The 23261-nt window shown below is 48.2% G+C and carries 19 protein-coding genes; 4 read left to right on the top strand and 15 right to left on the bottom strand.

Annotated elements, in window-relative coordinates:
* Positions 1-24: 24 nt before the first annotated feature.
* From IS446_RS00625 to IS446_RS00580, 10 genes are all read right to left on the bottom strand, one after another.
* Positions 25-525, bottom strand: a complete 501-nt coding sequence (locus IS446_RS00625; protein ID WP_203057226.1) for a hypothetical protein — start codon at positions 523-525, stop codon at positions 25-27.
* Between the two features lie 180 nt (positions 526-705).
* Positions 706-924, bottom strand: coding sequence for a hypothetical protein (locus IS446_RS00620; RefSeq protein WP_203057225.1), 219 nt, complete (start codon positions 922-924; stop codon positions 706-708).
* 258 nt (positions 925-1182) lie between these two features.
* Positions 1183-1956, bottom strand: coding sequence for a hypothetical protein (locus tag IS446_RS00615; RefSeq protein WP_203057224.1), 774 nt, complete (start codon positions 1954-1956; stop codon positions 1183-1185).
* Between the two features lie 104 nt (positions 1957-2060).
* Complete coding sequence (locus tag IS446_RS00610; RefSeq protein ID WP_203057223.1) at positions 2061-2456, bottom strand: group III truncated hemoglobin; 396 nt, start codon at positions 2454-2456, stop codon at positions 2061-2063.
* A gap of 67 nt (positions 2457-2523) precedes the next feature.
* Positions 2524-3021: a hypothetical protein gene (locus tag IS446_RS00605; RefSeq protein ID WP_235996355.1), complete on the bottom strand. Its 498-nt coding sequence runs from the start codon at positions 3019-3021 to the stop codon at positions 2524-2526.
* A gap of 69 nt (positions 3022-3090) precedes the next feature.
* Positions 3091-4371 carry an acetyl-CoA hydrolase/transferase family protein gene (locus tag IS446_RS00600; protein ID WP_203057222.1) on the bottom strand — a complete coding sequence of 427 codons (1281 nt, stop codon included), beginning with the start codon at positions 4369-4371 and terminating at the stop codon, positions 3091-3093.
* A 205-nt stretch (positions 4372-4576) separates the two neighbouring features.
* Positions 4577-4780, bottom strand: coding sequence for a helix-turn-helix transcriptional regulator (locus IS446_RS00595; RefSeq protein WP_203057221.1), 204 nt, complete (start codon positions 4778-4780; stop codon positions 4577-4579).
* Positions 4777-5190, bottom strand: a complete 414-nt coding sequence (locus tag IS446_RS00590; RefSeq protein WP_203057220.1) for a hypothetical protein — start codon at positions 5188-5190, stop codon at positions 4777-4779. Before IS446_RS00590 ends, IS446_RS00595 begins: the two co-directional genes overlap by 4 nt.
* Positions 5191-5675: 485 nt before the next feature.
* A complete protein-coding gene (locus tag IS446_RS00585; protein ID WP_203057219.1) occupies positions 5676-8792 on the bottom strand; it encodes a WD40/YVTN/BNR-like repeat-containing protein in 3117 nt (1038 codons plus the stop codon).
* A gap of 59 nt (positions 8793-8851) precedes the next feature.
* On the bottom strand, positions 8852-9637 hold the full coding sequence (locus IS446_RS00580) for a carboxypeptidase-like regulatory domain-containing protein (protein ID WP_203057218.1): 786 nt from the start codon (positions 9635-9637) through the stop codon (positions 8852-8854).
* A gap of 251 nt (positions 9638-9888) precedes the next feature.
* On the opposite strand from IS446_RS00580, the gene IS446_RS00575 reads away from it, so the two are divergent.
* The 4 genes from IS446_RS00575 (at position 9889) to katG (ending at position 15578) form a co-directional block, all read left to right on the top strand.
* Entirely contained in the window at positions 9889-11238 is a 1350-nt protein-coding gene (locus IS446_RS00575; protein WP_203057217.1) for an alpha-L-fucosidase, read from the top strand.
* A gap of 11 nt (positions 11239-11249) precedes the next feature.
* Positions 11250-11831: a Crp/Fnr family transcriptional regulator gene (locus IS446_RS00570; protein ID WP_203057216.1), complete on the top strand. Its 582-nt coding sequence runs from the start codon at positions 11250-11252 to the stop codon at positions 11829-11831.
* A gap of 52 nt (positions 11832-11883) precedes the next feature.
* Complete coding sequence (locus IS446_RS00565; RefSeq protein ID WP_203057215.1) at positions 11884-13005, top strand: serine hydrolase domain-containing protein; 1122 nt, start codon at positions 11884-11886, stop codon at positions 13003-13005.
* A gap of 332 nt (positions 13006-13337) precedes the next feature.
* Positions 13338-15578: a catalase/peroxidase HPI gene (katG, locus tag IS446_RS00560; RefSeq protein ID WP_203057214.1), complete on the top strand. Its 2241-nt coding sequence runs from the start codon at positions 13338-13340 to the stop codon at positions 15576-15578.
* A gap of 82 nt (positions 15579-15660) precedes the next feature.
* Here katG and IS446_RS00555 read toward each other — a convergent pair whose 3' ends face one another.
* The 5 genes from IS446_RS00555 to IS446_RS00535 form a co-directional block, all read right to left on the bottom strand.
* Positions 15661-15948, bottom strand: coding sequence for a hypothetical protein (locus tag IS446_RS00555; RefSeq protein WP_203057213.1), 288 nt, complete (start codon positions 15946-15948; stop codon positions 15661-15663).
* A gap of 90 nt (positions 15949-16038) precedes the next feature.
* Entirely contained in the window at positions 16039-16395 is a 357-nt protein-coding gene (locus IS446_RS00550) for a DUF1508 domain-containing protein (protein ID WP_203057212.1), read from the bottom strand.
* A 471-nt stretch (positions 16396-16866) separates the two neighbouring features.
* Positions 16867-20118: a WD40/YVTN/BNR-like repeat-containing protein gene (locus IS446_RS00545; protein WP_235996354.1), complete on the bottom strand. Its 3252-nt coding sequence runs from the start codon at positions 20116-20118 to the stop codon at positions 16867-16869.
* A 269-nt stretch (positions 20119-20387) separates the two neighbouring features.
* Positions 20388-20738 carry a hypothetical protein gene (locus IS446_RS00540; RefSeq protein ID WP_203057211.1) on the bottom strand — a complete coding sequence of 117 codons (351 nt, stop codon included), beginning with the start codon at positions 20736-20738 and terminating at the stop codon, positions 20388-20390.
* Positions 20739-20742: 4 nt separating this feature from the next.
* Positions 20743-23154, bottom strand: a complete 2412-nt coding sequence (locus tag IS446_RS00535) for a penicillin acylase family protein (RefSeq protein WP_203057210.1) — start codon at positions 23152-23154, stop codon at positions 20743-20745.
* Positions 23155-23261: the final 107 nt, after the last annotated feature.

The following is a 23261-nucleotide window of genomic DNA, read 5'->3' as shown; positions in this document are numbered from 1 at the left end:
CTGCGTAACTGCGTAACTGTATAACTACAAAAGAAACGCGATCCCGGCACCTACAGCGCCGAGGTTGTCGCCATCGTTGCTGATGCCCTGGTACATGGCAAAAAGATCGATCTTTTCGGTGACCTTGTAACCACCTTTTACACGGTAAAGGAATCCGCCTTCACTACCTTCTTCTACTCCAAAGGCGTAACCACCCTGAAGTCCGGCAAATAGTTTATCTGTAGCATAAACACGGGCTGCAGCTGCAACCGGGATATAAGAGTAGTCTTCAACTTCGGCAGTTCCGAAATCGGTCTCTATGTCTTTTCCGAGGAAGCGTCCGTAACCTACGGTACCACCGAGGTCGAGATTAGGGGTAACTGCGGTAAGGAAATTGAAATCGGCACCAACATTGGCAGAGGTGATCTCGCTGAACTCACCGGTGGCAATTCCTCCGTTGGCAGCAATACTCCATCCGGTGTACTGGGCTTGTAAAGCCACTCCCGATAATAGGGTGATCAGTGTTGTGATGAATAGTTTTTTCATTGTAAGTGTTTTTGGGTTTGAAGCACAAGTATAGCATTTTTTAAGAAAAAACGTATTAATACAATTGATAAGCAGTGTTATTGCCTCGCTCAACGCGTGTTGGATATGTCCCATAAAAAAACCGGACTTCCCATTATGAGAGGTCCGGTCTTAGCTTTGGTGAAAATTCTTAAGCTTTCACTATACGGGACGGCCTTTCAGCCTTTTTTCCGCTTGTTGTTTACGAACGGTGAGCTTTTTCATCAGGTTCATAAGCTTTTCGTCCTTATTCTTTTTATAGATCTCATTGATGCTAAGAATAAGGTCTTTAGCTTTTCGCGAAAACCTGATGCGTTCACTGGTCGTTTTAGGCTTGGGTTCGTTTTGTTCGAACTCCATTGCTTCGCTAATTAAATCCATTTTTTAGTGTTTTGTGTTCAATTATAAATAATCTAACGCTCAATTATTTAGAATTGATATAGTTTATGAATAATTTAAGACCATTCATGCTGTTCGTCGACAAAAACGACCAATACTTACCCGGGGTTGGTCTTCATACCCCGAAACGTTAAATCAAAATACACATAAGACGCAATAAATCAGCTGGTTAACGATTATCTGCTGTTTTGAATCGAACAAATGAAGGAATAAGGTGGTTATTTTATAACAAGAAAAGTCTTATTCGTTATCGGGGCCAATGCTCATGACCAGTTCGTATACGATGCTCCATTCAAATCCGTTGGGAAGAATATCACCCATTTTAGTTTTGCTCATAATGGCTTCCCATTCCGGGGTGATCTCGCTTTGCGGTTGGTAACGGAGGTAATTCATCACGTCTTTCAACAGGTTAAATCCGTCCCAGGTCATCACCGAGAATCGGGCTTTGTTCCCTGTAGGATACATAACAGACATCATTCCCCAGCAGGTCATACCCATCTCACCCTTATCGATATTGGCTTTGTGGAAAGGGCGCCATAGATTGATATTTTCCTGGATAAAGGCATTCCTGTCTTCGGGCATGGCATAATTCACCAAGGCGTATTTATAGTCCCCGGGAACCATGGCTTCGAGTTGCATCACATAATCAAAGGTCACCGTAGTAAAGGAGTTGGTTTCTACGGTGGCAGGGTTTACCCCCAGGATCTCTTCGATGGCCTCAAGGTTAGCCCAAACATCATCGGCATACATGGCTGCTGGATTCTCGAAGGTATTTACAAAAACGAAGTTGGGTGCATCTTCATGGGTCACTCCGATCTTTCGCCACAGGGACCATCCACTCATCTTACCTTCCTTAATGGCGGCTTTGGCCACTTTTGACCAGTATTGTGTTTCCTTTTCTACAAACTCCTCCGTTTTGTCGGCCGGAACCTTTCGGTATTGCAAATACGCTACCTGTGCATAGGAAGAAAGGGTGAAGACAAGGGCGAACAGGGTTGGGAGAATCGTTTTCATGATCATTGGTTAATGGTTGATAATCATAAAGTTACGTATAAAAACACCCTGAATGCGAAGTAGTTAATTGAAAATGAGTCGGTTGGATTAAGATGATCGTGAAACTATTGGCGAGCCTTGTAGATCTCTAGAAAGAACATGGTTGCCATTTTTCTCGCACGATTCTGTGCGATCCAGGCGCGCTCTCCGGTAAAGTGCTCATCAATGGTGGCGATCCACAGTTCCAGCCACTGCCCAAAGTGTTCCATAGTTATGCTGTGGTTTACGGCCTTGTCGGTATCCTGGTGTTTTTTAATGGGATTCCCCATGTAGCTGCGGTTGAGAAAGAGTTGAGATTCCCAGAAGGTGGTCAGGATCTCCAGGTGTGCGGGCCAGTCGGTGATCACCTTATTGAAGATAGGTCCGAGGTGTTCGTGTTCCCTGACCCTGGCATAAAAAGCAGCCACCAGTTGGGCGATGTCGTTCCTGTTTTGGATCTCTTTAACCGGTGGCTGTTTCACAGTAATAGCATGTTATGATCTCGCGAATCCTGGTAGTGATGGTTCAGGAATAACGAAACCGCAGGGTTCAGTTCTTTTCAAAAGTTAAAAGGTCGGTGGTGCCGTCACCTCCGCTCACGTCATAAAGTTCCAGACGGGTATTTGACCAGCTGCTCACATCCCAATCGTCAGTAAGCTCCACGAGTACTTCAGGAGAGCTGAAGGAAATGTTGAAGTCGATATCATTGTCATCATTGCTGCTGTCGTCACTGCTGTCATCATCTTTAGTCATGGACCAAATTCCGGCATACTGTTCCACCCCATTATCGGCCACCAGTTTTCCGTCGGGCTCAAAGGAGAAGGAGTAGTTGGCGTAATCATTGGTCTCATCCACACCCGAATCATTGTAAAGGGTAATACGCCAGGTACCTGTAGTCACCCTGTCGTAGATCTGTTCGATGGCGATATCGGCATTGGTTTCTGTATCTTCATCATCATCGCTGCAGGCGGTTAATAGCATAAATGCAGGGAGCACCAGCATCGTAATGAGTAGTTTAAATCGAAGGTTCTTTAAATTTGGTATCATCGGATTTGCTATTTTGGTTTACAACAGATAACGAGTAAAGTAGCCTTTTTCGTATCTAAAGTACTTCTTTTAACCTATGCTCTTCTTTGCAAATCGTTCCCAGGCTGCTTTTTCGAGTTCTTCCCGATGGTCCGGATGCGCAATGTTAATAAGCGCTTTGGCTCTTTCCATTAGGTTTTTACCGAAGAGATAGGCTACCCCGTACTCGGTTACGATATAATGCACGTGGGCCCTGGTGGTGGTTACTCCGGCACCTTCCTGCAGGTAGGGTACGATCTTGGTGAAGCCCTTGTTGGTGATGGAAGGCATGGCAATAATAGGTTTGCCGCCTTCAGACAGCGCAGCCCCCCGTATAAAATCCATTTGTCCGCCCACGCCCGAATACTGCATTTTTCCGATGGTATCGGCACATACCTGTCCCGTGAGGTCGATCTCTATAGCCGAGTTAATGGCTGTAACCTTCGGATTTCTTCTGATGATGGCCGTATCGTTGGTATAGGCGGCTTCTTTGAAGTGGATTAGCGGATTATCATCTACGAAGTCGTAGAGTTTTTGTGATCCCATGGCAAAGCAGGTCACCACCTTACCGGTTTTCACCTCTTTGTCTTCTCCGGTTACTACGCCTTGCTCAATAAGGGGAAGCACACCGTCTGTGAACATCTCGGTATGTATACCCAGGCGCTTATGATTCGTTAGGTTCTCGAGAACGGCATTGGGAATGTTTCCGATACCCATTTGCAGGGTGGCACCATCTTCAATGAGGCCGGCTACATGGGCGCCGATCTTGCGATCGGTTTCCGTGGGAGTGGTAGCCTGTTTAACATAAATAGGCTGATCGGTTTCTACCCCGATATTGATATGATCTATGTGGATGATCCCGTCGCCATGGGTTCGGGGTACTTGCGGATTCACCTCGGCGATCACCATTTTGGCTTTCTGTATGGCGGGAAGGGTAACATCTATGGAGGTACCCAGGGAGCAGAATCCGTGACGGTCGGGCGGACTCACCTGAATAAGTGCTACGTCCAGAGGCAGGATGTTCCTGCGGAAGAGCAGGTGGATCTCACTGAGGAAAATAGGGGTGTAATCGGCATTTTCAAAGGTGATGGAATCCCTGACGTTTCCTGCCACGAAGAGACTGTTCACGCGAAAGGCAGCGCTGTAAGGCGGCTGGGTGTATAAGGCCTTCCCTTCTGTGTGGATCTGTATGAGCTCCACGTTCTTTAATTCTTTATAACGTTCGCATAGGGCGTTAATAAGAATGTTCGGGGTCATGGCAGCCCCTTGCATAAATACACGGGTATTCGATCGGATATGGGTAACGGCCTCCGAGGCAGACATCATCTTCATAGGACTCAATTTTTTATCTGCGTGAATTTACATATAAAAAGCCCGTATCGCATATGATAATTCTCATATGACCAAGTTGTTCGAAGGCCTTATGGTAAAAGCCTCCCTGCTTTACCATGACGATACTTCAGAGAGGCTGTTGGTGTTTAAAAAAGCTGTAATGCGATATGAATGATGCATCGCAGTATACATATCAGGATATAGATCATGATTCTTCCATTTCAAATTGAAAGATGTTTTCAATAGGCTGTTCGAATAGCCTCGAGATCTTGAACGCCAGCGGTAAACTGGGATCGAATTTTCCTTTTTCGATGGCATTGACCGTTTGCCTCGATACGCCCAGCGCATCGGCCAGATCGCCCTGGGTGAGGTCTTTCTCTGCGCGTAATACTTTTAACCGATTCTTCATAGGTAGCGCTTTTGGTTGATGGCAACGGTTACTAAATAGACCAGCGACATGAGGATCACCACAAAGGAGATCTCGGCATCCCACGGTATCACATTGGTAGTATCGAGCAGGGAGTAGGAGAGTCCGCCCACCACTCCGGCTCCCAGGCTAATGGCCATGGCATCGAGGTGGATCTTGCGCTGCAACTCATCGAGTCCGTTAATGTAGGTGCGGTTGGCCATGATCATAAATACCCCTAAGATGAGGTTAAGGATAATGGCTGCACTGCTTAATACGGGGTTGTTGTCCCATAAAAATTTGGGTCCGAAAGAGGCTAATGCCATGGTGATTACCCAGGCTGCGGTCCATAGACCCAGCTTACGGGTATTCTTTAAGGTTTGTGACTTGAAGTCGTTACTGTTCGTTTTCATTTGTAAATGGTGTTTGATGAATTGTAATGTTTACTTGACACAAAGATATACAAATTTTTTAAATGTCAAGTGTAGTTTACAAAAATTCGTGTTTGGTTTACATTTTGACGGGTAGACGGGTAGACGGGTATGTAGGGAAGTAGGGAAGTAGGGAAGTAGGGAAGTAGGGAAGTAGGGAAGTAGGGAAATAGGGAAAGGGGGGGTAGGGAAATAGGGAAACGGGAAAAACAAAAGTATCGTCTTCGCGAGGTTTACGGAGTAAACCGTGGCGATCTGCTAAATAGTGTAGTTTTTTCAGAAAACTGGGTAAACCGGGAAAGGGGTGAATAGGGAAGTAGGGAAGTGGGGAAAGGGGAAGGCCGCTGATTTAAAAGAAAAAGGCAAGACCATATTCGATCCTGCCCTTTACTTTATATCGTGAATGCCTTAAATTTCACCATTCACCATTCACCATTCACCATTCACCATTTATAATCTATCATCAATTAGTATCCCGCCAGCGAAAGTGCAAATATGGTCTTCATGACCTCCTCCGAGGATGCGCTGATCTCATCAAGCAACTTCTTGTGCTCCTGCCATTGGGCATTGAGTTCTGCTATACGATCCTTGTTACCTTTATTCACCCTCGGGATCTGGCTATCGGTCTGGTTGATCGCTGTGAGGTAGTGGGCTGTGAATCCATTAACATAATTCTCCACATCGTCATAGGCCTTGGATAAACGTTGCACCATAAGCTTGTCAAAGGCGTCCATTTTTGCCGCCAGCGCTTCTGCCTTGGTATAGGCCTCTGCGTGTTTCTTTTTGTCTACCCGCTTCATGAATCCTCTGAGCTGCTCAAGCATGTCGTAGTTCCTGTTGGTGATGTTGGTCATCTCTGTATAGGTGGCTTCCGCCTTGCTCATGAATTCTTCGTATTCCTTATAATCTTCCGCCGTAGTTGGGAACAACGGATTGTTCTTGATCACTGCCTTGGTTTCTACCGCAGCATCTCCTGCTCTGAGGGTAATGGTATAGTTGCCGGGAATGGCTTTATGGCCTCTGAAGCTTCCTTCGATATACACCTCCGGAGCTCCGGGGAGCATCTCATGGCGCATATCCCATACAAATCTGTTGAGTCCGCTGCTCTTTGGTAATACAGGCTTAGGCGAAGGAGCCCCTTCATAAGATCTGTAGTTCTCATCGGCCTCTGAGGAGATCGTTCTTACCAATTTTCCGGCCTCATTTCTGATCTCCAGGATTACCGGAGTGTCTTCTGAAGCCTGCGGAAGATGGTAATAGATCGGCATACCGCTTGCCGGATTTACTCCCTCATAGGTCCCTGTTCCGCTGGCATCATTACTGTTCATACCGCTGTACCAATTGGCTAAAATGGCCGGTTCCGGCGTGTACAGGTTTAATCCTTTGCTTCCCGCCTCGTAAGCTCTCAACAGGTGCAGGTCGTCAAAGATCCAGAACGAACGTCCCTGGGTGGCTACGATCAGGTCGTCGTGCTCCAGCAAGAGGTCGGTTACCGGAACTACCGGCAGGTTATTTTTAAAAGGCTCCCAGGTAGCTCCTCCGTTAAAGGAAATATAGAGTCCAAGTTCTGTTCCGGCTACGAGCAGCCCTTTACGAACGGGGTCTTCACGTACTACACGGGTATAGGCGCCAACCGGGATCCCTTCAGAGATGTTGGTCCATGTTTTTCCGTAATTCGTGCTCTTCCACAATCCGGGAGTATGGTCGTTAAACTTGTATCGGGTGGTGGCGATATATACGGTAGCCGGATCGTGGGGTGATACTTCGATCGCATTCACCAGGGTCTCCGGTAATTTTTTAGGGGTTATATTGTTCCAGGTTTCCCCGTTGTCTTTGGTAACATATACCATCCCATCGTCACTTCCGGTATAGAATACCCCTTTCTCATGAGGCGACTCGATGATATAACTTATGGTCCCGTAATTCTCTGCCCCCACAGCCTCATTGGTATACGGACCTCCTCCGTTTCCTTGTTTGCTATCGTCGTTGGTCGTGAGGTCGGGGGAGATCACTTCCCAGCTTTTGCCTTCATCCCTGCTTCTAAGCACATATTGGGCACAGTGGTACCAGGCGTCGGGCTCATGGACCGACTTGATGATCGGGGCATTCCAGTTGTAGAGGTATTTCATATCTCTCGCCGGTAAACCGAGGTAGAGATTGGGTTCGATCATCACATTAGTGCTGGCTTTCGCTTCGGTATTCAGCAGCTCTATGGTTCCCAGGTAGCTTCCGCCCATGACCTTGGTCGGATTATCGGGGTCGAAGGCGAGGAAGGCACTTTCGCCTCCTGCTGAAGGGGACCAATCGTCTGTACCAATACTACCGTCTCCGAGTCCGATACTTGCAATTTTTACTGAAGTATTGTCCTGTTGACCGCCATAGAGATTGTATGGGAACAGGTTATCTGTGGCCACACGATAGATCTGTGCGGTGGGCATATTTTGTTGGGAAGACCAGGATCGGCCTCCATTCAGGGTGATGGTAGATCCTCCGTCATCGGTAACCATCATGTTCTTTGGGTTGTCAGGATTGATCCACAGATCGTGGTAATCGCCATGATGGGTGTTGATCTCTTCCCAGGTCTTTCCGCCGTCTATCGATTTGTAGAAAGAAGCGCTGAGCACATAAAGTGTATTTTCATCTTTGGTATCGGGGAATACTTCGATATAGTACCACGCTCTTTGTATAAGGCGATGATCATCGCTAACTCGTGACCAGCTTTCCCCTGCATTATCAGAAACAAAGAGTCCGCCTTTTTCAGCCTTACTGTCACTTTCTACCAGGGCGTAAACACGATCGGGATTGGCTCGCGAAACAGCGATGGCCATTTTCCCTTTTTCTTCCGGGATCCCGTTTTCGATCTTAAACCATGTTTCGCCTCCATCGGTCGATTTATAGAGTCCGCTGCCTTCCCCTCCACTCACCACCTGCCAGGGTTTGCGAATATGCTCCCACATGGCCGCGTAGAGTACCTGCGGATTTGAAATATCTACAGACAGTTCGCTGCAGCCTGTAAGCTCATTGACAAACAGGACTTGCTTCCAGGTTTCTCCTCCATCGGTGGTTTTATAAATCCCTCTTTCCTTATTGGGTCCGTGGAGCGCTCCCTGAGCAGCTACCCATACGATATCGGGCTTGTTTGGGTGAATAACGATACGCGAGATATGGCGGGTCTCCTTTAGTCCGAGGTGAGTCCATGTTTTCCCTGCATCGGTACTTTTATAGACGCCATCACCATAGGACGTCATTACCCCACGGGGAGCGTGTTCTCCCATGCCTACATAGACTACATTTGGATGGCTTTCAGACACACTTACGGCACCTACCGAGCCGGTATTGAAATAGCCATCTGATATATTGTTCCACGTGTTTCCGGCGTCGTCGGTTTTCCAGACGCCACCTCCTGTGGTTCCCATATAATAGGTGGAAGGGTCGCCAACAACCCCGCTGCCACCATTGGCGCGGCCTCCTCTGAAGGGACCGATATTACGAAATTTAGCAGCCTGGAGATAGGTGTCCAACTCCTGGGCCATACCTGATGTTATACAGAGGAGGACGAGGAAAAGTGAAAGTACAGTTCTCATAGAAAATGGTTAGTTCCTGTAAATTTAAGGTAAAAATGATGGGAAAAGCTAAAAAAGGTTTATCCACCGGTGGTGGTGTTGGAGGGAGCTTGCTGTGCCTTGACAGCCTCTTCTAATGCCTTGGTAAAATCCTGGTACACCTGAATAAGGCGAAAATGAAACTGCTCTTTGTTCCCGTTGGGATAGAGATCATCCCATTGATGATGGATCACGGCGTAGTACAGAAACCGGTCGATCCACTCTTCTTCGAGTCCGAATTGCTTGTTGATATAGTCGCTGTAGTGGTAGGAAAGGTATTCCTGAAGCAGGTTCTCATTCTCCATAGCCACCCTTTTCTTGAGGCGTTTGGTTCTTCCCGTGATCTTATTCAGCAGGGGGATCAGCGGTACCCCTCCACCTACGATCCCCAATAACTGCACTGCCTTAAAATCGCCGGCCTCCTTGAGTTTACGCTCATTGGTACGCAGCTTTTTCGGGCGCTTACTTATGAGTCCCAGCGCTACGGGATCGAGACCGCGGTTTTGCTCTACCGTAACTTCGTCCAGGGGAATACCGCTCCCCGTCATGACGAGCTCGGTCATGTCTTTTTCGAGTTGCTCCTGAGTGACGCGAAAGCTGAGGTCCCGGTATCCCAGAAAGGTCACCACCAGGGTGTCGGCCACCGATGCCCGGAGTGTAAAGTTTCCTTCGGCATCACTTATGGTTTGCAGCTGCTTGCTCAGGTTGAGGATATGAGCCGATTCGAGCGGTTGAGCCCCATCGGTAACCTTTCCGCGAAACACAGATACCTGGGCCCCTGCGGGTACAGTGCATATCAGAAATATGAAAAGGTAAAGGTGTTTCAAAAGCTTCGTTTCTAAAACTCCAAATTAGGGGTATGGCCGCCTCTGGCAAAATGATGCCCCTACTTTTAACAGAATTTTGGTATGTAGGGCAATGAGTCACAACGCCTTGTGTATGGGAAGGGTGTTTTGAATTCCCGAGGTGCTTGCGTATGGCCGGTTAAATATGAAAACACCTGGTGTGAGGTTGGGCTGTAAAAGAAAGAAAATTCCTAACTTCCACTTTGAAACCACCAATACTTAATCTTGTGATCATGCTGCGTAAAGATCGTATCCTTCTTTTGTGTCTGTGCTTCCTGTTTTTACAGCTTCCTGCTCAGAATGCCGAACCGTCAAGTACCGACAATTCCGCGAAAATGGAATGGTTTGCCAATGCCAAACTGGGGATCTTTATACATTGGGGTATTTATGCGGTGAATGGGATCCCTGAGTCCTGGTCTTTTTTCAATGAGACCATATCTCATGAAGATTACCTGAAACAGGCCGATGCCTTTACGGCCAAAAATTACCGTCCGCAGGATTGGGCTGCATTGATCCGGGAGAGTGGCGCCCAATATGCGGTGATCACCTCCAAACATCACGACGGATTTGCACTATGGGATAGTAAGGATAAGGTGTTTAATGCGAAAAGACATAGTCCTGCCGGTCGTGATCTGCTCACCCCCTTTGTGGAAGCTTTGCGGGAGGAAGATCTGAAAGTAGGCCTGTATTATTCCTTGCCCGACTGGTCTTTTGAGGATTATACTGACTTTACCCGAATCCAGAAGCGCTATGCTATTGAGGAGGAACCCAAGCGGTGGAAGGCCTTTCAAAAGTATATGAACGCACAATTGGTGGAACTTAAGAAGGCGTTTGACCCGGACCTGTGGTGGTTTGATGGCGATTGGGAGCATACGGCAGAAGAATGGGATGTTGCAGGGATCAGGGAACTGTTGTTTAAGGATCGTCCCGATGTGATCCTCAATTCGAGGCTTAACGGACAGGGCGATTACGAAACGCCGGAGATCGGAGTTCCGGTATATAAGCCTCAAGCCGATTTTTGGGAATTGTGTGTGACCATGAACGATTCCTGGGGGTATCAACAGAACGACCGGAATTACAAATCGTCCCAACAGATCATCGACCTTTTTGTGGATTGCCTGCACAAGGGAGGAAACCTTCTTCTCGATATCGGGCCAAAAGCCGATGGCAGCATCCCGGAAGCCCAGCAGGAAATACTGAAAGATCTTGGTCGGTGGACTTCAAAACATAAGGAAGCGATCTACGGAAGTAAATCGGGCATCCCTTTTGAGCATTTTATGGGCCCTACCACCTTATCTCCTGATAATCGCACCCTCTATGTCTTTGTACGTGATGTTCCCAAAGACGGTAAAATTTTCCTGAAGGGGATCAATAATAAGATCCATCGGGCCTATGTTGTGGGGCGCGGAACGCTGCTTACCCAAAAAACCTTTTATAAGGTGTATTGGAATAAGTATCCCGGAGTGACCTATATCGATATTCCCGAATCGGAGATCGACGAGGAATATACTGTGATCGGTCTCGTCCTCGATGGAGAGATCAGTTTGTTCAAGGAAGAAACCGGGGCTGTAGAGAGTAATTAAAGAAAGCAGATATGTACATAAATCCGAACATGAAGCTTCATGGAGATGATTTTTCCCAGTATCAGGCATCTGTCGAAGAATTGCTTAAAAGAGGAGTTTCCATGGAGGTAGAGGCCGGCGATAATATCCTCACTGAAGGACATACCTGTGAGTTCATCTTTTACGTTGAAAGCGGGATGTTCCGTACACTTCGTTTCGTCAATGAAAAGGAAGTTATCCTTGGGTTTACCTTTAAGGGTGACCTGGATACCTGTCCGCACTCCTTCCTGTATGGTCTGCCGGGTAAAGATACGATACAGGCTATTAGCAGGAGCAAGGTGATCAGGGTACACCGGGATCATTTTGAGACCCTGGCTCAAACCTTTCCCGGATTTAAAGATTTTATGATCCATTTGCTTAGTACCTATGCAGAGACCCTGGCACAGCGCTTTGTTGAGTTTAAGGCGGAAACTGCAGAAAGCCGTTACCTCGAATTACTGAAAAGACAACCGGTTGAAGGCCGAAGTATTCCGGTCCAGGATCTGGCATCTTACCTTGGAATTTCCCGGGAACGGCTCAGTCGAATCAGAAAAAAACATCCCGATTTGATCTAGGTCAAAAGGTCCATGGCCGGAGCCTCTTATTTTTGAATAAAATTTTAGGACCATGTACAGATATTATGTGATCGCTTGGATGCTTTTTTTTCAGATTTCTCTCAAAGCGCAAGAACCATTTTCAAAAATATCCGATTCGATCGAACTTCGATTACAACAGCTAATAGACACAACGGGGGCAGCTCCTGTGGTAAATATTTTATGTGATCTTAGCGATATGAAAAGCGGATTCGAATACCAGGGTGCCTTTGGCTATGTTGATCTGGCATATGGCCTTCCTGCCACAACAAGCCATACCTTTAAGACCGCCAGTATCACGAAAATGTTCACTGCGGTAGCGGTGCTCCAACTTGCGGAAAAGGGAGTTGTCGACCTCGATGAACCCATTGCCGGATACCTGGAAGATCTTGAATTCGTTAAGATCGATTCGCTTCACCAATTTAATGGAAGGTCGTTTGGAAAGGAGATCACGGTACGCGAGCTATTAGGACATCGCAGCGGACTCGCAGATTTGTTTACCGATAAGGAAGCAGAATTCTTTGAGGTTATCATGGATGATCCACAATACCAGTGGTCTGTGGAAGATCTCTTTACCCTTTACTACAGGATGCAGTTACCTAAGGCGGCAAAATTTGCGCCGGGAGAAGGATATGCTTATAGCGATACCGGTTATTTTCTTTTGGGATTGCTCGTTGAGGCCAAAACGGGGCGTTCGCTTCCGGAGGTTTTTCGCGATAAGATACTGGACCCGTTGGAGATGAAGCAAACCTATTTTGAATATTATGAGGCCAATCCGGGAGTGAATCCACAGGTGCATGCCTTTGTGGGAGATATCGATGCTACAGCTTTGATCAACACTTCTTTTGATTGGGCCGGAGGCGGATTGGTCTCTACGACTAACGACTTGTCGCTTTTTATGCAAGGCCTGTTCAGCGGGAAGTTGTTCAGGAATCCCGCAACCCTGGAGGAGATGTGTGGTGATGGCGATTACGGATTGGGCATAGGTAGATTTCAACTTAATGATACTGTGTACTATGGACATACTGGGTACTGGGGAAGCGGAGTCTTCTACCATCCGGATTCCGGCAGAACCCTTTGCCTATCAGTGAATCAAACCGAAGTAGGGTTCAGTATGCGTGAACTACTGGAAAATTTGTTGTTGCTGTTTCCTTAAAGTGTATGGTTTTTAAGGAATTATATCTTTTAAATGTGCTCCTGAAAAATTCTCCTGTCAAAATTTTATTTTGTTGATAATCAGGGCTGGATTATTTTTCAGGACCTGCTATTCTCATTATATTTAAGGGAGGTATGATGCATGCAAGTGCATTTTGCCACACTACCCCTTTTTTATGATTCGATGCTGGCCTTTAGTATAGCTTTATTTGATTGTGTTTTAATTTCAAATAAGGTTTGTTGATGGTTTGATTGTGAATAACGATTAGCTGAAGGTATTTTTTTATTGATTAAGGCCTACTTTAGAGTGTTGACAATAAACAAATTAATCAAATGGACAATAAGAATCACTCAGGCGATCACGCCAAAAGTTACAACGTAAATGCCGATGCGTCAAAGTGCCCGTTTTTAGGGGGGCAGTTAAAGAGCGTAGCCGGTGGGGGTACTTCCAATCGCGATTGGTGGCCCAACCAGTTAAATCTGAACATTCTCCGACAGCATTCGGAGCTCACCGATCCCATGGATCCTGACTTCGATTATGCCGAGGCCTTTAAGAGCCTCGATCTGGAGGCGGTAAAAAAAGACCTTGCCGACCTCATGACCGACTCCCAGGATTGGTGGCCGGCAGATTACGGACATTATGGTCCGTTCTTTATTCGTATGGCCTGGCATAGTGCCGGAACCTACCGTATTGCCGACGGTCGCGGAGGAGGAGGTTCGGGAACCCAGCGTTTTGCCCCGCTTAACAGCTGGCCCGATAATGCCAACCTCGATAAGGCCCGGTTATTACTGTGGCCGATCAAGCAAAAATACGGGAAGAAGCTATCATGGGCCGACCTCATGATCCTTGCCGGGAATGTGGCTCTGGAAACCATGGGATTCAAAACGGCCGGATTTGCCGGAGGTCGTGCCGATGTATGGCAACCCGAAGAAGATATTTATTGGGGTTCTGAAGGTGAATGGTTGGGCGATAAACGTTATACCGGCGACCGCGAATTGGAGAATCCGTTGGCTGCCGTTCAAATGGGGCTCATCTATGTGAATCCGGAAGGTCCGAACGGAGAACCCGATCCGCTAAAGGCCGCCAAAGACATCCGTGAGACCTTTGGTAGAATGGCGATGAACGATTACGAGACGGTGGCGCTGATCGCCGGCGGACATACCTTTGGGAAAACACACGGAGCCGGTAACCCTGAAGAATACGTAAGCGCAGAACCTGCAGGAGCTCCTATTGAAGAGATGAGCATGGGGTGGAAGAATACCCTGGGTAGTGGAAATGCTGAAAACACCATTACCAGCGGACTCGAAGGAGCATGGACCACAACGCCAACCCAATGGAGTAATAATTTCTTCGAAAACCTCTTTGGTTACGAGTGGGAACTTACCAAGAGTCCGGCCGGAGCCCATCAGTGGAAGCCAAAAGGCGGAGCCGGGGCAGGTACTGTTCCTGATGCCCATGTGAAAGGAAAAATGAACGATCCGTTCATGCTCACCACCGACCTTGCCCTGCGTATGGATCCGGTTTATGAGCCGATCTCAAGACACTTTTACGAAAATCCCGATGAGTTTGCCGATGCCTTCGCTAAGGCTTGGTTCAAACTTACGCACAGGGATATGGGGCCGGTAAGCCGTTACCTCGGACCGGAAGTTCCTAAAGAAGAATTTATCTGGCAGGATCCTATCCCTGCAGTAGACCATAAGCTTATTGATGCAGATGATGTGGCTGCACTTAAAGGGAAGATCCTCGATACCGGGCTCAGCGTTGGAGAACTGGTAAGTACGGCCTGGGCTTCGGCTTCGACCTTTAGAGGTTCTGACAAGCGCGGAGGTGCTAACGGAGGAAGAATTCGCCTGGCACCACAAAAAGATTGGGAGGTGAATGAACCTGCAAAACTCGAAAAAGTGCTCAAGGCTCTTGAAGGTGTTCAAAAAGCCTTTAATGATGCCAATGGCGACAAGCAGGTTTCTATGGCCGACCTTATCGTTCTTGGCGGATGTGCGGCTATTGAAAAGGCTTCCAGAGATGCGGGGCACGATATTACCGTTCCGTTCACTCCTGGACGTGGCGATGCTACCCAGGAGCAAACCGATGTCGAAGGATTTGCACCACTGGAGCCACTAGCCGACGGATTCCGAAACTATATTAAAGAGCACTATATGGTCTCTGCAGAAGAGATGCTCATTGACCGCGCTCAGCTGCTTACCCTGACTGCTCCGGAAATGACCGCATTGTTGGGCGGATTAAGAGTATTGGAGGCAAATTGCGATAAGTCTACCCATGGAGTGTTTACCAAACGTCCCGGGGTGCTTACCAACGATTTCTTTGTGAATGTACTCGACCTGGGAACCACCTGGAAGGCAGTTTCTGATGATCAGGAAGTGTTTGAAGGCCGCGATCGCAAGACGGGAGAGTTGAAGTGGATGGGAACCCGAGTAGATCTGATCTTTGGGTCGAATACCGAACTGAGAGCGCTGGCTGAGGTCTATGCATGTGCCGACAGCGAAGAGAAATTCCTGAAAGACTTTGTAAAAGCCTGGGATAAGGTGATGAATCTCGATCGTTTTGATCTCTAAGAGGTAATTAAATGATCTTAAAAAATAAGAAGCCACCCGTAAAAAGGTGGCTTTTTTTATGAGGCGCTCATGTAGTGCCGGATCAAAAGTAAAAGAGCATGACAAGGATTCCAAGAAGGAAGATGACCCCCAGGGCGATGGTCCACCAGGAAAGTTTTCCAACACCTTCTCCTTCCACGTCGTCTTTGATCTTTCCCTGCTTTTTTTTGTGCTCTTCCCATGCGAGTCCGATGGGAAGGCCTATCGCCGGACCTATACCTATGAGTCCGGGGTTTCCGGTGCCTATAGATAGGGCAATGCCAACCGGAACAAAGATGAGCATGCCAAGAGCGATAAAGGTGCCTTTAGGGTATTTTTTGGTAGTGTTCATAGCTATCTGATCCTTACCCCGTAATTTAAGCATTTTTTGTCCGGAAACAGCTCGGTGAGCGTTTAATTGGGACTTGATTAAAGGCCGTGTCTATTCTTCTTCTTCCCCAAAGATATCTCCGTTCTCTGAAAAATCGAGGATCTCGGTTTCATGGAGGTATTTCTGTATCTCTTCCAGTCCCTTTTCCAGCCGGAGGGGCGTAGAAAAATACCTGCTGGTTGCCAGTACGAGTCCGTTGTGCGAAAGGCGGAAAAAATGCTTCCCCGCAGGGGTGGATTTTCGCGTGAGGGTGAAGTCGTCAAAATTGCCTTTGATCCCGTGAATGATCGCCTCGCAATCATTCTTTTGTTTACAGGAAATACTACTGAATATAGGTGTTCCCCTTCGTGAGGTAAAGTCAAATTTATAATGTCCGTTAGTGCGCTTGCTGATCACAAACATTGCCATAAGCCATCATTTTTTGAATGCTGTTCGGGGGGTGTTCACATAGCTGTGAAGGAGGTAAATCTAATGGAAATGAATGAGCAGTCAAGGTTGTTTTTGTAGAAATTAATGTTATGGGGAAGGAGGGAAGGAGGGAAGTAGGGAAGTAGGGAATGGGGAGTGGGGAAGAACCCCTTCCGTCAACGCCCATGGCGTGGCCACCTTCCCCTTAGCAAGTGGAAGGAGAAGGTTCTCTTTTTGAAGATCGGAAATGTTATTATTACATCCCTTAGTAGTTTGGATTTCTCCCCTCCTTTTCAAGGAGGGCCAAGCGTAAAGAAAAGGTCCGATGGACCTTTTTAACGAAGGAGCCAGCTGGTGCGATGGCTAAGGCCGGGGTGGTTGGACTATTCGTCATGTTGGATTACTTCATAACCTTATAAAATAAAAATGCCGGCACCATGGCCGGCATTTCCAATTAATATGCTAGTGAATTTACTTCATGATCACCGGGGCATTGGCGGCCTTCAGTCTGGCCTCAATGGCAGGAAGGGTTTCATTGGCAAGAATGTCAATATTCTCCTTAGCCTTGGCCGAAAGGGCTTTGGCATGCTCCAGGCTTTGCAGATGTAATGGCGTAGGGCCATAAGTGGTGCGCATACCTCCCATCGCTGTCTGCATAAAAGAAGAAACGTTTGGCGCATTGCGCTCGCCCACTTCATTCTTAGAGGCGCTACCGTCTACCTGTTGTTCGATGGCGTAAACCAGGTCGTCTGCTTCCTTGAATTCAGCAGCGAGAGCTCCCGGCTGCAGGTTAGATCGCGATGCTGCAGTCTTCATTGCTGCAAGCAGCTTTTTTGAATCTTCAAAACTATTGTTTAAGACCATAGAAGCACTCCATACCTCAGATAGTTCTGTGATGTAGTCATTATACGTCTTGTGGTCTACTCCTTGGAGTACACCTTTGCGAATAGGCTTCACTTCAAAGGAAACGGGCTCGTCTAATTGGGTAACCGCTCCGTCATTTTCCAGGTAGAGGGTGGCGGTATAGGTTCCGGGCGTTACCATGGCACCACGGAACCACCTTCCGAATCCGCGACCATTGTCGGGGTTTATCGGGAACCTGTTCGCGTGGGTAAGGTCCCAGGCTATGCGATGACTGCCCTTCGATGCTTTTTCCTTGAGGTGTTTGACGATATTGCCCTGGGCATCTTTGATCGTAAGCCATACCATAGGGCCACTTTCCTGCTTTTCGCGATCCAGAGCCTCCCAACCGGGGAAGGGAACATCTTTTCCTTCTTTGTCAAGTGCTTTTTCTGCTTTCTTGCGTTCCGCCTTAGCCGATTTGAAGTCATTAGCCAGGTGATAGGTGAATACGGCTCCAAACTCGGGGTTGGGAGCAAAGTAATAGTCGGCGCCGGTATTCCCTACATTGCTTCTTGGTACATGCCATTTGGCTGTTCTTGGCGCAAAAAGCACCCCTTCTTTCTTCAGCTTGTCTTCCGTAAAGTCGCGCAGCGCACTGTAATCGTCCAATACAAAGAATCCTCTTCCGAAGGAAGCCGCTACCAGGTCGTTCTCACGCTTCTGGATCACCAGGTCGCGGAAGCTCATATTTGGCGTACCACCCAGTTTTTGCCAATGACCTCCCCCGTCGAGAGAGGTATAGATCCCGAATTCGGTGGCAGCGAACAGCAGGTTCTTCTTTACGTGATCCTGTACCATACGCCATACGAGGGTGCGCTTGGGCAGGTTCGAAGCAATAGACTTCCAGGTTCTTCCCTTGTCGGTACTCTTAAAGAGGTACGGATTAAAATCACCTTCCTTATGATTGTCAAGGGCTACGTATACGGTATTCTCATCGTAGAGATCAGCCTTGATGTCATTCACAAAACTACGACCAGGCAGTCCGAGTTGGGTTACCGGGATCTTTCTCCAGCTTTCTCCCCCGTTTTCGGTTACCTGAATAAATCCGTCGTCGGTACCTGCATAGATCAGGCCTTTTTTCACCGGCGATTCGCTCAGAGAAGTAATGGTGTTGTAGTTAGACATGGCATTCACATCCCATGCATTATCAAACGACTGTTGGCGGCCCATGATCGGAAGGCTAAAACGCTCTTCGTTACGTGTAAGGTCTCCGGAGATCGGGGTCCAGCTGTCTCCACGGTTGTCCGAACGCCAAACACGGTACGATGCAAAATAGATCGTTTCCGGATTATGCGGACTCACCAGGATGGGTGCATCCCAGTTAAAACGTTCGTGAGGTTCTCCGGGACTGGCCTGTGGCTGTACCGCCACCTGCTCTCCGGTAGTGAGGTCTATGCGATGGAGTCCGCCCTGTTGGGTCTCTGCGTAGATAATGTCGTTGTATTCAGGATCTGTAGCCGATTGGTGACCGTCGGCAAAAAGGGTCTTATACCAGTGTTTGTTGGCAATACCTTCCCGCTCATCGGTAGCCGATGGCCCTCCGGCAGAGCCGTTGTCCTGGGTCCCCCCGAATATGTGGTAAAAAGGTTCGGCGTTGTTTACCGCTACCTTGTAGAATTGGGTTAACGGCAGGTTCTTAATGTACCTCCAGTTTTCGGCCAGATCAAAACTCTCGTAGATCCCGGCATCGGTACCCAGCATGATGTAATCCGGGTCGTTCTTCTTAAAGGCAATGGCGTGATTATCGGAGTGCTTTTTGGCTTCCGGAAGCTGGGTAAAGGTCTTACCACCATCTTCGGAGGTTTGCACCCTTACGTCCATGAGGTAGAGGCGATCGAACTTGTGCGGACTCGCATAGAGTTCCTGGTAGTAATGCGGACCGGTACCTCCCGATACGGTATTCGACATTTTCTTCCAGGAAGCACCCTGGTCGTCTGATCGGTAAACCGCCCCTTTTTTAAGATCGAGCTCAATGGCCGCATAGAGTACATCGGGTTGTTGTGGCGATTGGGCCATCCCGATCTTACCCATATTTCCGCGAGGGAGTCCGTTGGTGAGCTTTGTCCAGGTTTCACCACCATCGGTCGACTTGTGGATGCCTGATCCCGGACCACCACCCAAATAAGCGGCTACGGTACGGTGACGATCCCAGGTGGCGGCGTAAAGTACCTGCGGATCTCTGGGGTCGAGAATGAGGTCGGTAGCACCGGTCCATTCGTTGTTCCCCAATACCTGCTTCCAGGTGTTACCGCCATCGGTGGTTTTGTAAACCCCGCGTTCACCACCTTTATTCCACAGTGGTCCTTGTACCGCTACCCAAACCACATCAGAATTGTCGGGGTGTACAATGATCTCTGAAATATGCTGGGAATCGGGTAATCCCATATTCTTCCAACTGTTTCCGCCGTCGGCAGAACGATAGATCCCGTCGCCATAGGCCACGTGACGGCCTCCCACGTTCTCTCCGGTTCCTACCCAAACGATCTCGGGATTCGAGGGGTCAAGGGCTATACAACCTATGGAATACGACGCCTGACCATCGAAGAGAGGATTCCAGGTGGTTCCGGCATTTTCAGTTTTCCATACCCCGCCCGAACCTGTGGCTACATACCATACGTTTTCATTGTCCGGGTGAAATACGATATCAGAGATCCTTCCTGATAAAAAGGCAGGACCGATATTTCGCATCTTAAAAGCTTGGAGAGGTAGTGTAACCTCTGGATCGGCTTTTTCTTTTGAGCGCTTTTTTCGCTGTGCTTGCGCATCCGGACTTAATAGCATGAGGCAGAGGCTGAGTCCGGCAATAAGAATTTTTTTCATAAAACTTGGTGGTTTAACTCCTTAAATGTAAGATTATTCTACTAATAAATAAAGTAGGAGGCTGAAGGCCGGTAGGTTAGGGATACAGGTGGGTTTGCTAAGTATTGGCCATTGAAGGGGTAGCAACGTAGCCTGGAGGAGGTTGTTGTGAGTTCAAAAAAAACCGGGAACCTGTGTAAACAGTATTCCCGGTTGTATATGCTCTTCAGTATACGAGGCAGGTTTTCTATCGATCAATTGCGAACGTGCTGCCCGGTGAGCGTGAGGTGCTATGCAGTAAAAGCCGTTCTTAGTTGTTTCCCCAGAAGTCCGGAGAAAGCGGCGGCCAAACCACCGATCAGGGCGGTGATCCCCATAAGCAGGTAGGCATTTTCGTTTAGTGAGAACAGGGTGGCGATCTTCTTCGCCATGGTGAGGTCATTACCACTGCTTAAGAGGTATGCCTGAATGCCCCATAAAAGAAAAACGGCCAGGAAGGGGATCAAAAAGGCGGCTCCTTTTTTAAGGGGTATTAAAAAGGAAATGGCCAGGGCTGCGATCATGATGCCCCACCACGGGGTGATCAGGCAAATGGCCCATGCGGCTACAGCAGTGAGGATGAGGTTGAGTATATTTTTCATAAGATTATTTTGAATTAAGGGTTTGGGTGGTCATCATTGCTTTGGGGGCTGCTCCGAATGGCATGAAGTCCAGTTCAATGTATTCTCCTGCCGCCCATTTGTCGATCATGTCGTCGTAGTGCTTGCTTCCCGGATTTCCTGATTGTCCGCCGGGATAGATCCCCAGTGCCTTAGGGGTTTCTCCCAGTTCTACGATCATTCGCCAGGAAGGCCCGTGATCTTCAGAGGTAGCGTTCACGATACCCGAATTCCCTCCAATTGGCAGCTTAAACCTTGAGAAGGCCGGCAGGTCTTGCAAGAGGTGGCCAACATAGGTAGCCTTGTAGTCGCCCCACTGGTAATTGCCGTTGCGTTCTTTCCAGGAGATCAGGGTTGTCGCCGCCTGCTTGAACGACTTCAAGAAGAGGTCTTTTGCGGTTTCTGTTTCTTCTGTAGCAGTAATGTCCATGAACGGATCATTGGGGTAATGCGTTAGCATATACACGGTCTGGTAATTGAAGGGCTTGTCTAATGCCAGGTCTTCGTTTTCGAATTCATCCCATAGCATGTCTTTCAGAATATCCTTCCAGGTTTCAAAGATCGATGGTGCAGCTTTGTCAATATCGTTGTAATGATCCCACGCGCGCACTTCATTAAAGAGCTCCATTTCATCGGCTGTCAGGGTCTCTGTATCCATCGAGTCGAGCATTACCGGAAGCAGCTCTGCCGCCATGAGGTTGTAATTGTTGTTGTGGAGCGATTTAAAATCGGCAACATCAAATTTCTCCTTACTTCTGAAGAAGTTATTGATCACCCGGCTTCTGTAGGTATCGTACCCATCGTTAAACACGTAGTACGGATAGGTTTGGTCGGTAGGATGCTGATTGGCCGAACTTACGAATCCGCGTTCTGGATTCTTAATATGGGCATTGTGTTTCTGCGGAATATAGCCTTGCCACTCGTGGTCGGGATTGCTTCCGTCGAGGAGGAATTTTCCTTGTCCCTTCCATTTATTCGGGAATTTTCCTTGTATCCAAAGGGCGATGTCTCCGGTTTTTGAGGCGAAGACAAAATTCTGTGCCGGTGCCAGGAAGTGTTTCAGGGCTGCGGCGTATTCGTCGTAATTACGGGCGGCATTGAGCTCGAGTAAGGTGCGTTGGTTGTTACCTCCAAGGTGGCCGGTCCATTTCATGGCATAGCCCTGAGCTCCTCGATTTCCCTTAAAGGTCTCGTCATAGGTAACCGGACCGTAGTGGGTGTAATATACCGAGTCGATAAAGGTTTCCCCGTTCCTTACCTCAATATATTCTTCGCGCAGGGTGGTTGGTTTCCACGTGTCGCCATAGCGGTACTCCTTTTTTGTATCGTCCTTAAAGGAGATCTTGTACCAGTCGCGTACATCGCGGGTAGCATTGGTCACTCCCCAGGCGATGTCTTCGTTGAATCCGATCACGATACCCACTGCTCCGGGCAGGGTTGCTCCAAAGGTATTCTGTTCCGGAGTGGCCAGCTGCATCACATACCAGATCGAAGGTAAGTTGAGTCCCAGGTGGGGGTCGTTGGCCAGGATCGGATTCCCGGAAACCGACTTCTGAGGTCCTACGGCCCAGTTGTTACTCCCGTTATCGGGGTGTGGTCTTTCTATGGTAGCGGCCAGCTGGTCCAGGTGAAGACTATCGGCAGGGGCTTCAGGAATACTCACCAGCCAGTCGTCCCACTCACGCTCTGATGGGATCACCGGGTCTACACGGTCAAAATAGTCGGGAAACAACATATTAAATCGCTCTTTCCCAAAAAGGCTCAGCGCATTGGTGTATTCAAAATCCGAATCGCGCCCTGCCAGCATATCGGTCATGTACATGAGCAGTAATGCGGTTTTTTTCAGGGTCCACGGTTCGGGAGCGTATCCCAGCATCTTGTATTCTACCGGGAGGCTTGCCTCATCAAGGGTAGCGATATAGGCATTGACCCCTTCTTTATACGCTTCGAGGTATCCCATGGTCTCGGTATCAGAAGCCATGGTCTTAAGTGCGTTCTCGGCACCAAAGCCCATTCCTTTTCTGCGCTGACGGCGGTCGTATTCCAGGGCCGCCTCGCCAAAGATCTCTGAGAGTCGTCCGGCCGAAGCCATGGTCTGGAATTCCATTTGCCACAGGCGGTGCTGGGCAGTGATATATCCCTGAGCCTTGTAGAGGTCGGTCTTATTCGCTGCAAAAACATGGGGGATAAGGTAGTCGTCGTAATGAACGGTTACCGGAGCCGAAAGACCCTCAAGTTGAAGGGTGTTCGCCTCGACGTCTGAGGTTTCATTTTGCCAGATCCCCTGGTTGGGCGAGAGGAATTTGCCGAGCGCCGGAGTAGATCCGAAGCGGGTGTTAAGGCCGTAAAAAAGTGCTGCATTTACGGCGAGCAATAAGAAGATTTTAATGTATTTCATGAGTTTGTGATATGGTCCTAAAACGATGCGAGCTCTTCCTCAGGGATCAACCCGTATGGAAAAGCTCGCAAAATATACTAATAAAGGTGGGTATTAGGGAAGTATAT

Source organism: Robertkochia sediminum (assembly GCF_016786255.1).
Classification (GTDB): Bacteria; Bacteroidota; Bacteroidia; order Flavobacteriales; family Flavobacteriaceae; genus Robertkochia; species Robertkochia sediminum.
Note: the sequence above shows the minus strand (reverse complement) of the source record. Positions and strands in the feature narration are given on the sequence as shown.

What these genes read in the sequence shown, in the direction of transcription:
- IS446_RS00565 (WP_203057215.1), top strand. Translation starts at nt 11,884, where the DNA reads ATGTACAGATATTATGTGATCGCTTGGATGCTTTTTTTTCAGATTTCT.
- IS446_RS00575 (WP_203057217.1), top strand. Translation starts at nt 9,889, where the DNA reads ATGCTGCGTAAAGATCGTATCCTTCTTTTGTGTCTGTGCTTCCTGTTT.
- IS446_RS00595 (WP_203057221.1), bottom strand. Translation starts at nt 4,780, where the DNA reads ATGAAGAATCGGTTAAAAGTATTACGCGCAGAGAAAGACCTCACCCAG.
- IS446_RS00600 (WP_203057222.1), bottom strand. Translation starts at nt 4,371, where the DNA reads ATGAAGATGATGTCTGCCTCGGAGGCCGTTACCCATATCCGATCGAAT.
- IS446_RS00605 (WP_235996355.1), bottom strand. Translation starts at nt 3,021, where the DNA reads ATGATACCAAATTTAAAGAACCTTCGATTTAAACTACTCATTACGATG.
- IS446_RS00570 (WP_203057216.1), top strand. Translation starts at nt 11,250, where the DNA reads ATGTACATAAATCCGAACATGAAGCTTCATGGAGATGATTTTTCCCAG.
- IS446_RS00545 (WP_235996354.1), bottom strand. Translation starts at nt 20,118, where the DNA reads ATGAAAAAAATTCTTATTGCCGGACTCAGCCTCTGCCTCATGCTATTA.
- IS446_RS00615 (WP_203057224.1), bottom strand. Translation starts at nt 1,956, where the DNA reads ATGAAAACGATTCTCCCAACCCTGTTCGCCCTTGTCTTCACCCTTTCT.
- IS446_RS00590 (WP_203057220.1), bottom strand. Translation starts at nt 5,190, where the DNA reads ATGAAAACGAACAGTAACGACTTCAAGTCACAAACCTTAAAGAATACC.
- IS446_RS00625 (WP_203057226.1), bottom strand. Translation starts at nt 525, where the DNA reads ATGAAAAAACTATTCATCACAACACTGATCACCCTATTATCGGGAGTG.
- IS446_RS00585 (WP_203057219.1), bottom strand. Translation starts at nt 8,792, where the DNA reads ATGAGAACTGTACTTTCACTTTTCCTCGTCCTCCTCTGTATAACATCA.
- IS446_RS00620 (WP_203057225.1), bottom strand. Translation starts at nt 924, where the DNA reads ATGGATTTAATTAGCGAAGCAATGGAGTTCGAACAAAACGAACCCAAG.
- IS446_RS00540 (WP_203057211.1), bottom strand. Translation starts at nt 20,738, where the DNA reads ATGAAAAATATACTCAACCTCATCCTCACTGCTGTAGCCGCATGGGCC.
- IS446_RS00555 (WP_203057213.1), bottom strand. Translation starts at nt 15,948, where the DNA reads ATGAACACTACCAAAAAATACCCTAAAGGCACCTTTATCGCTCTTGGC.
- IS446_RS00535 (WP_203057210.1), bottom strand. Translation starts at nt 23,154, where the DNA reads ATGAAATACATTAAAATCTTCTTATTGCTCGCCGTAAATGCAGCACTT.
- katG (WP_203057214.1), top strand. Translation starts at nt 13,338, where the DNA reads ATGGACAATAAGAATCACTCAGGCGATCACGCCAAAAGTTACAACGTA.
- IS446_RS00550 (WP_203057212.1), bottom strand. Translation starts at nt 16,395, where the DNA reads ATGGCAATGTTTGTGATCAGCAAGCGCACTAACGGACATTATAAATTT.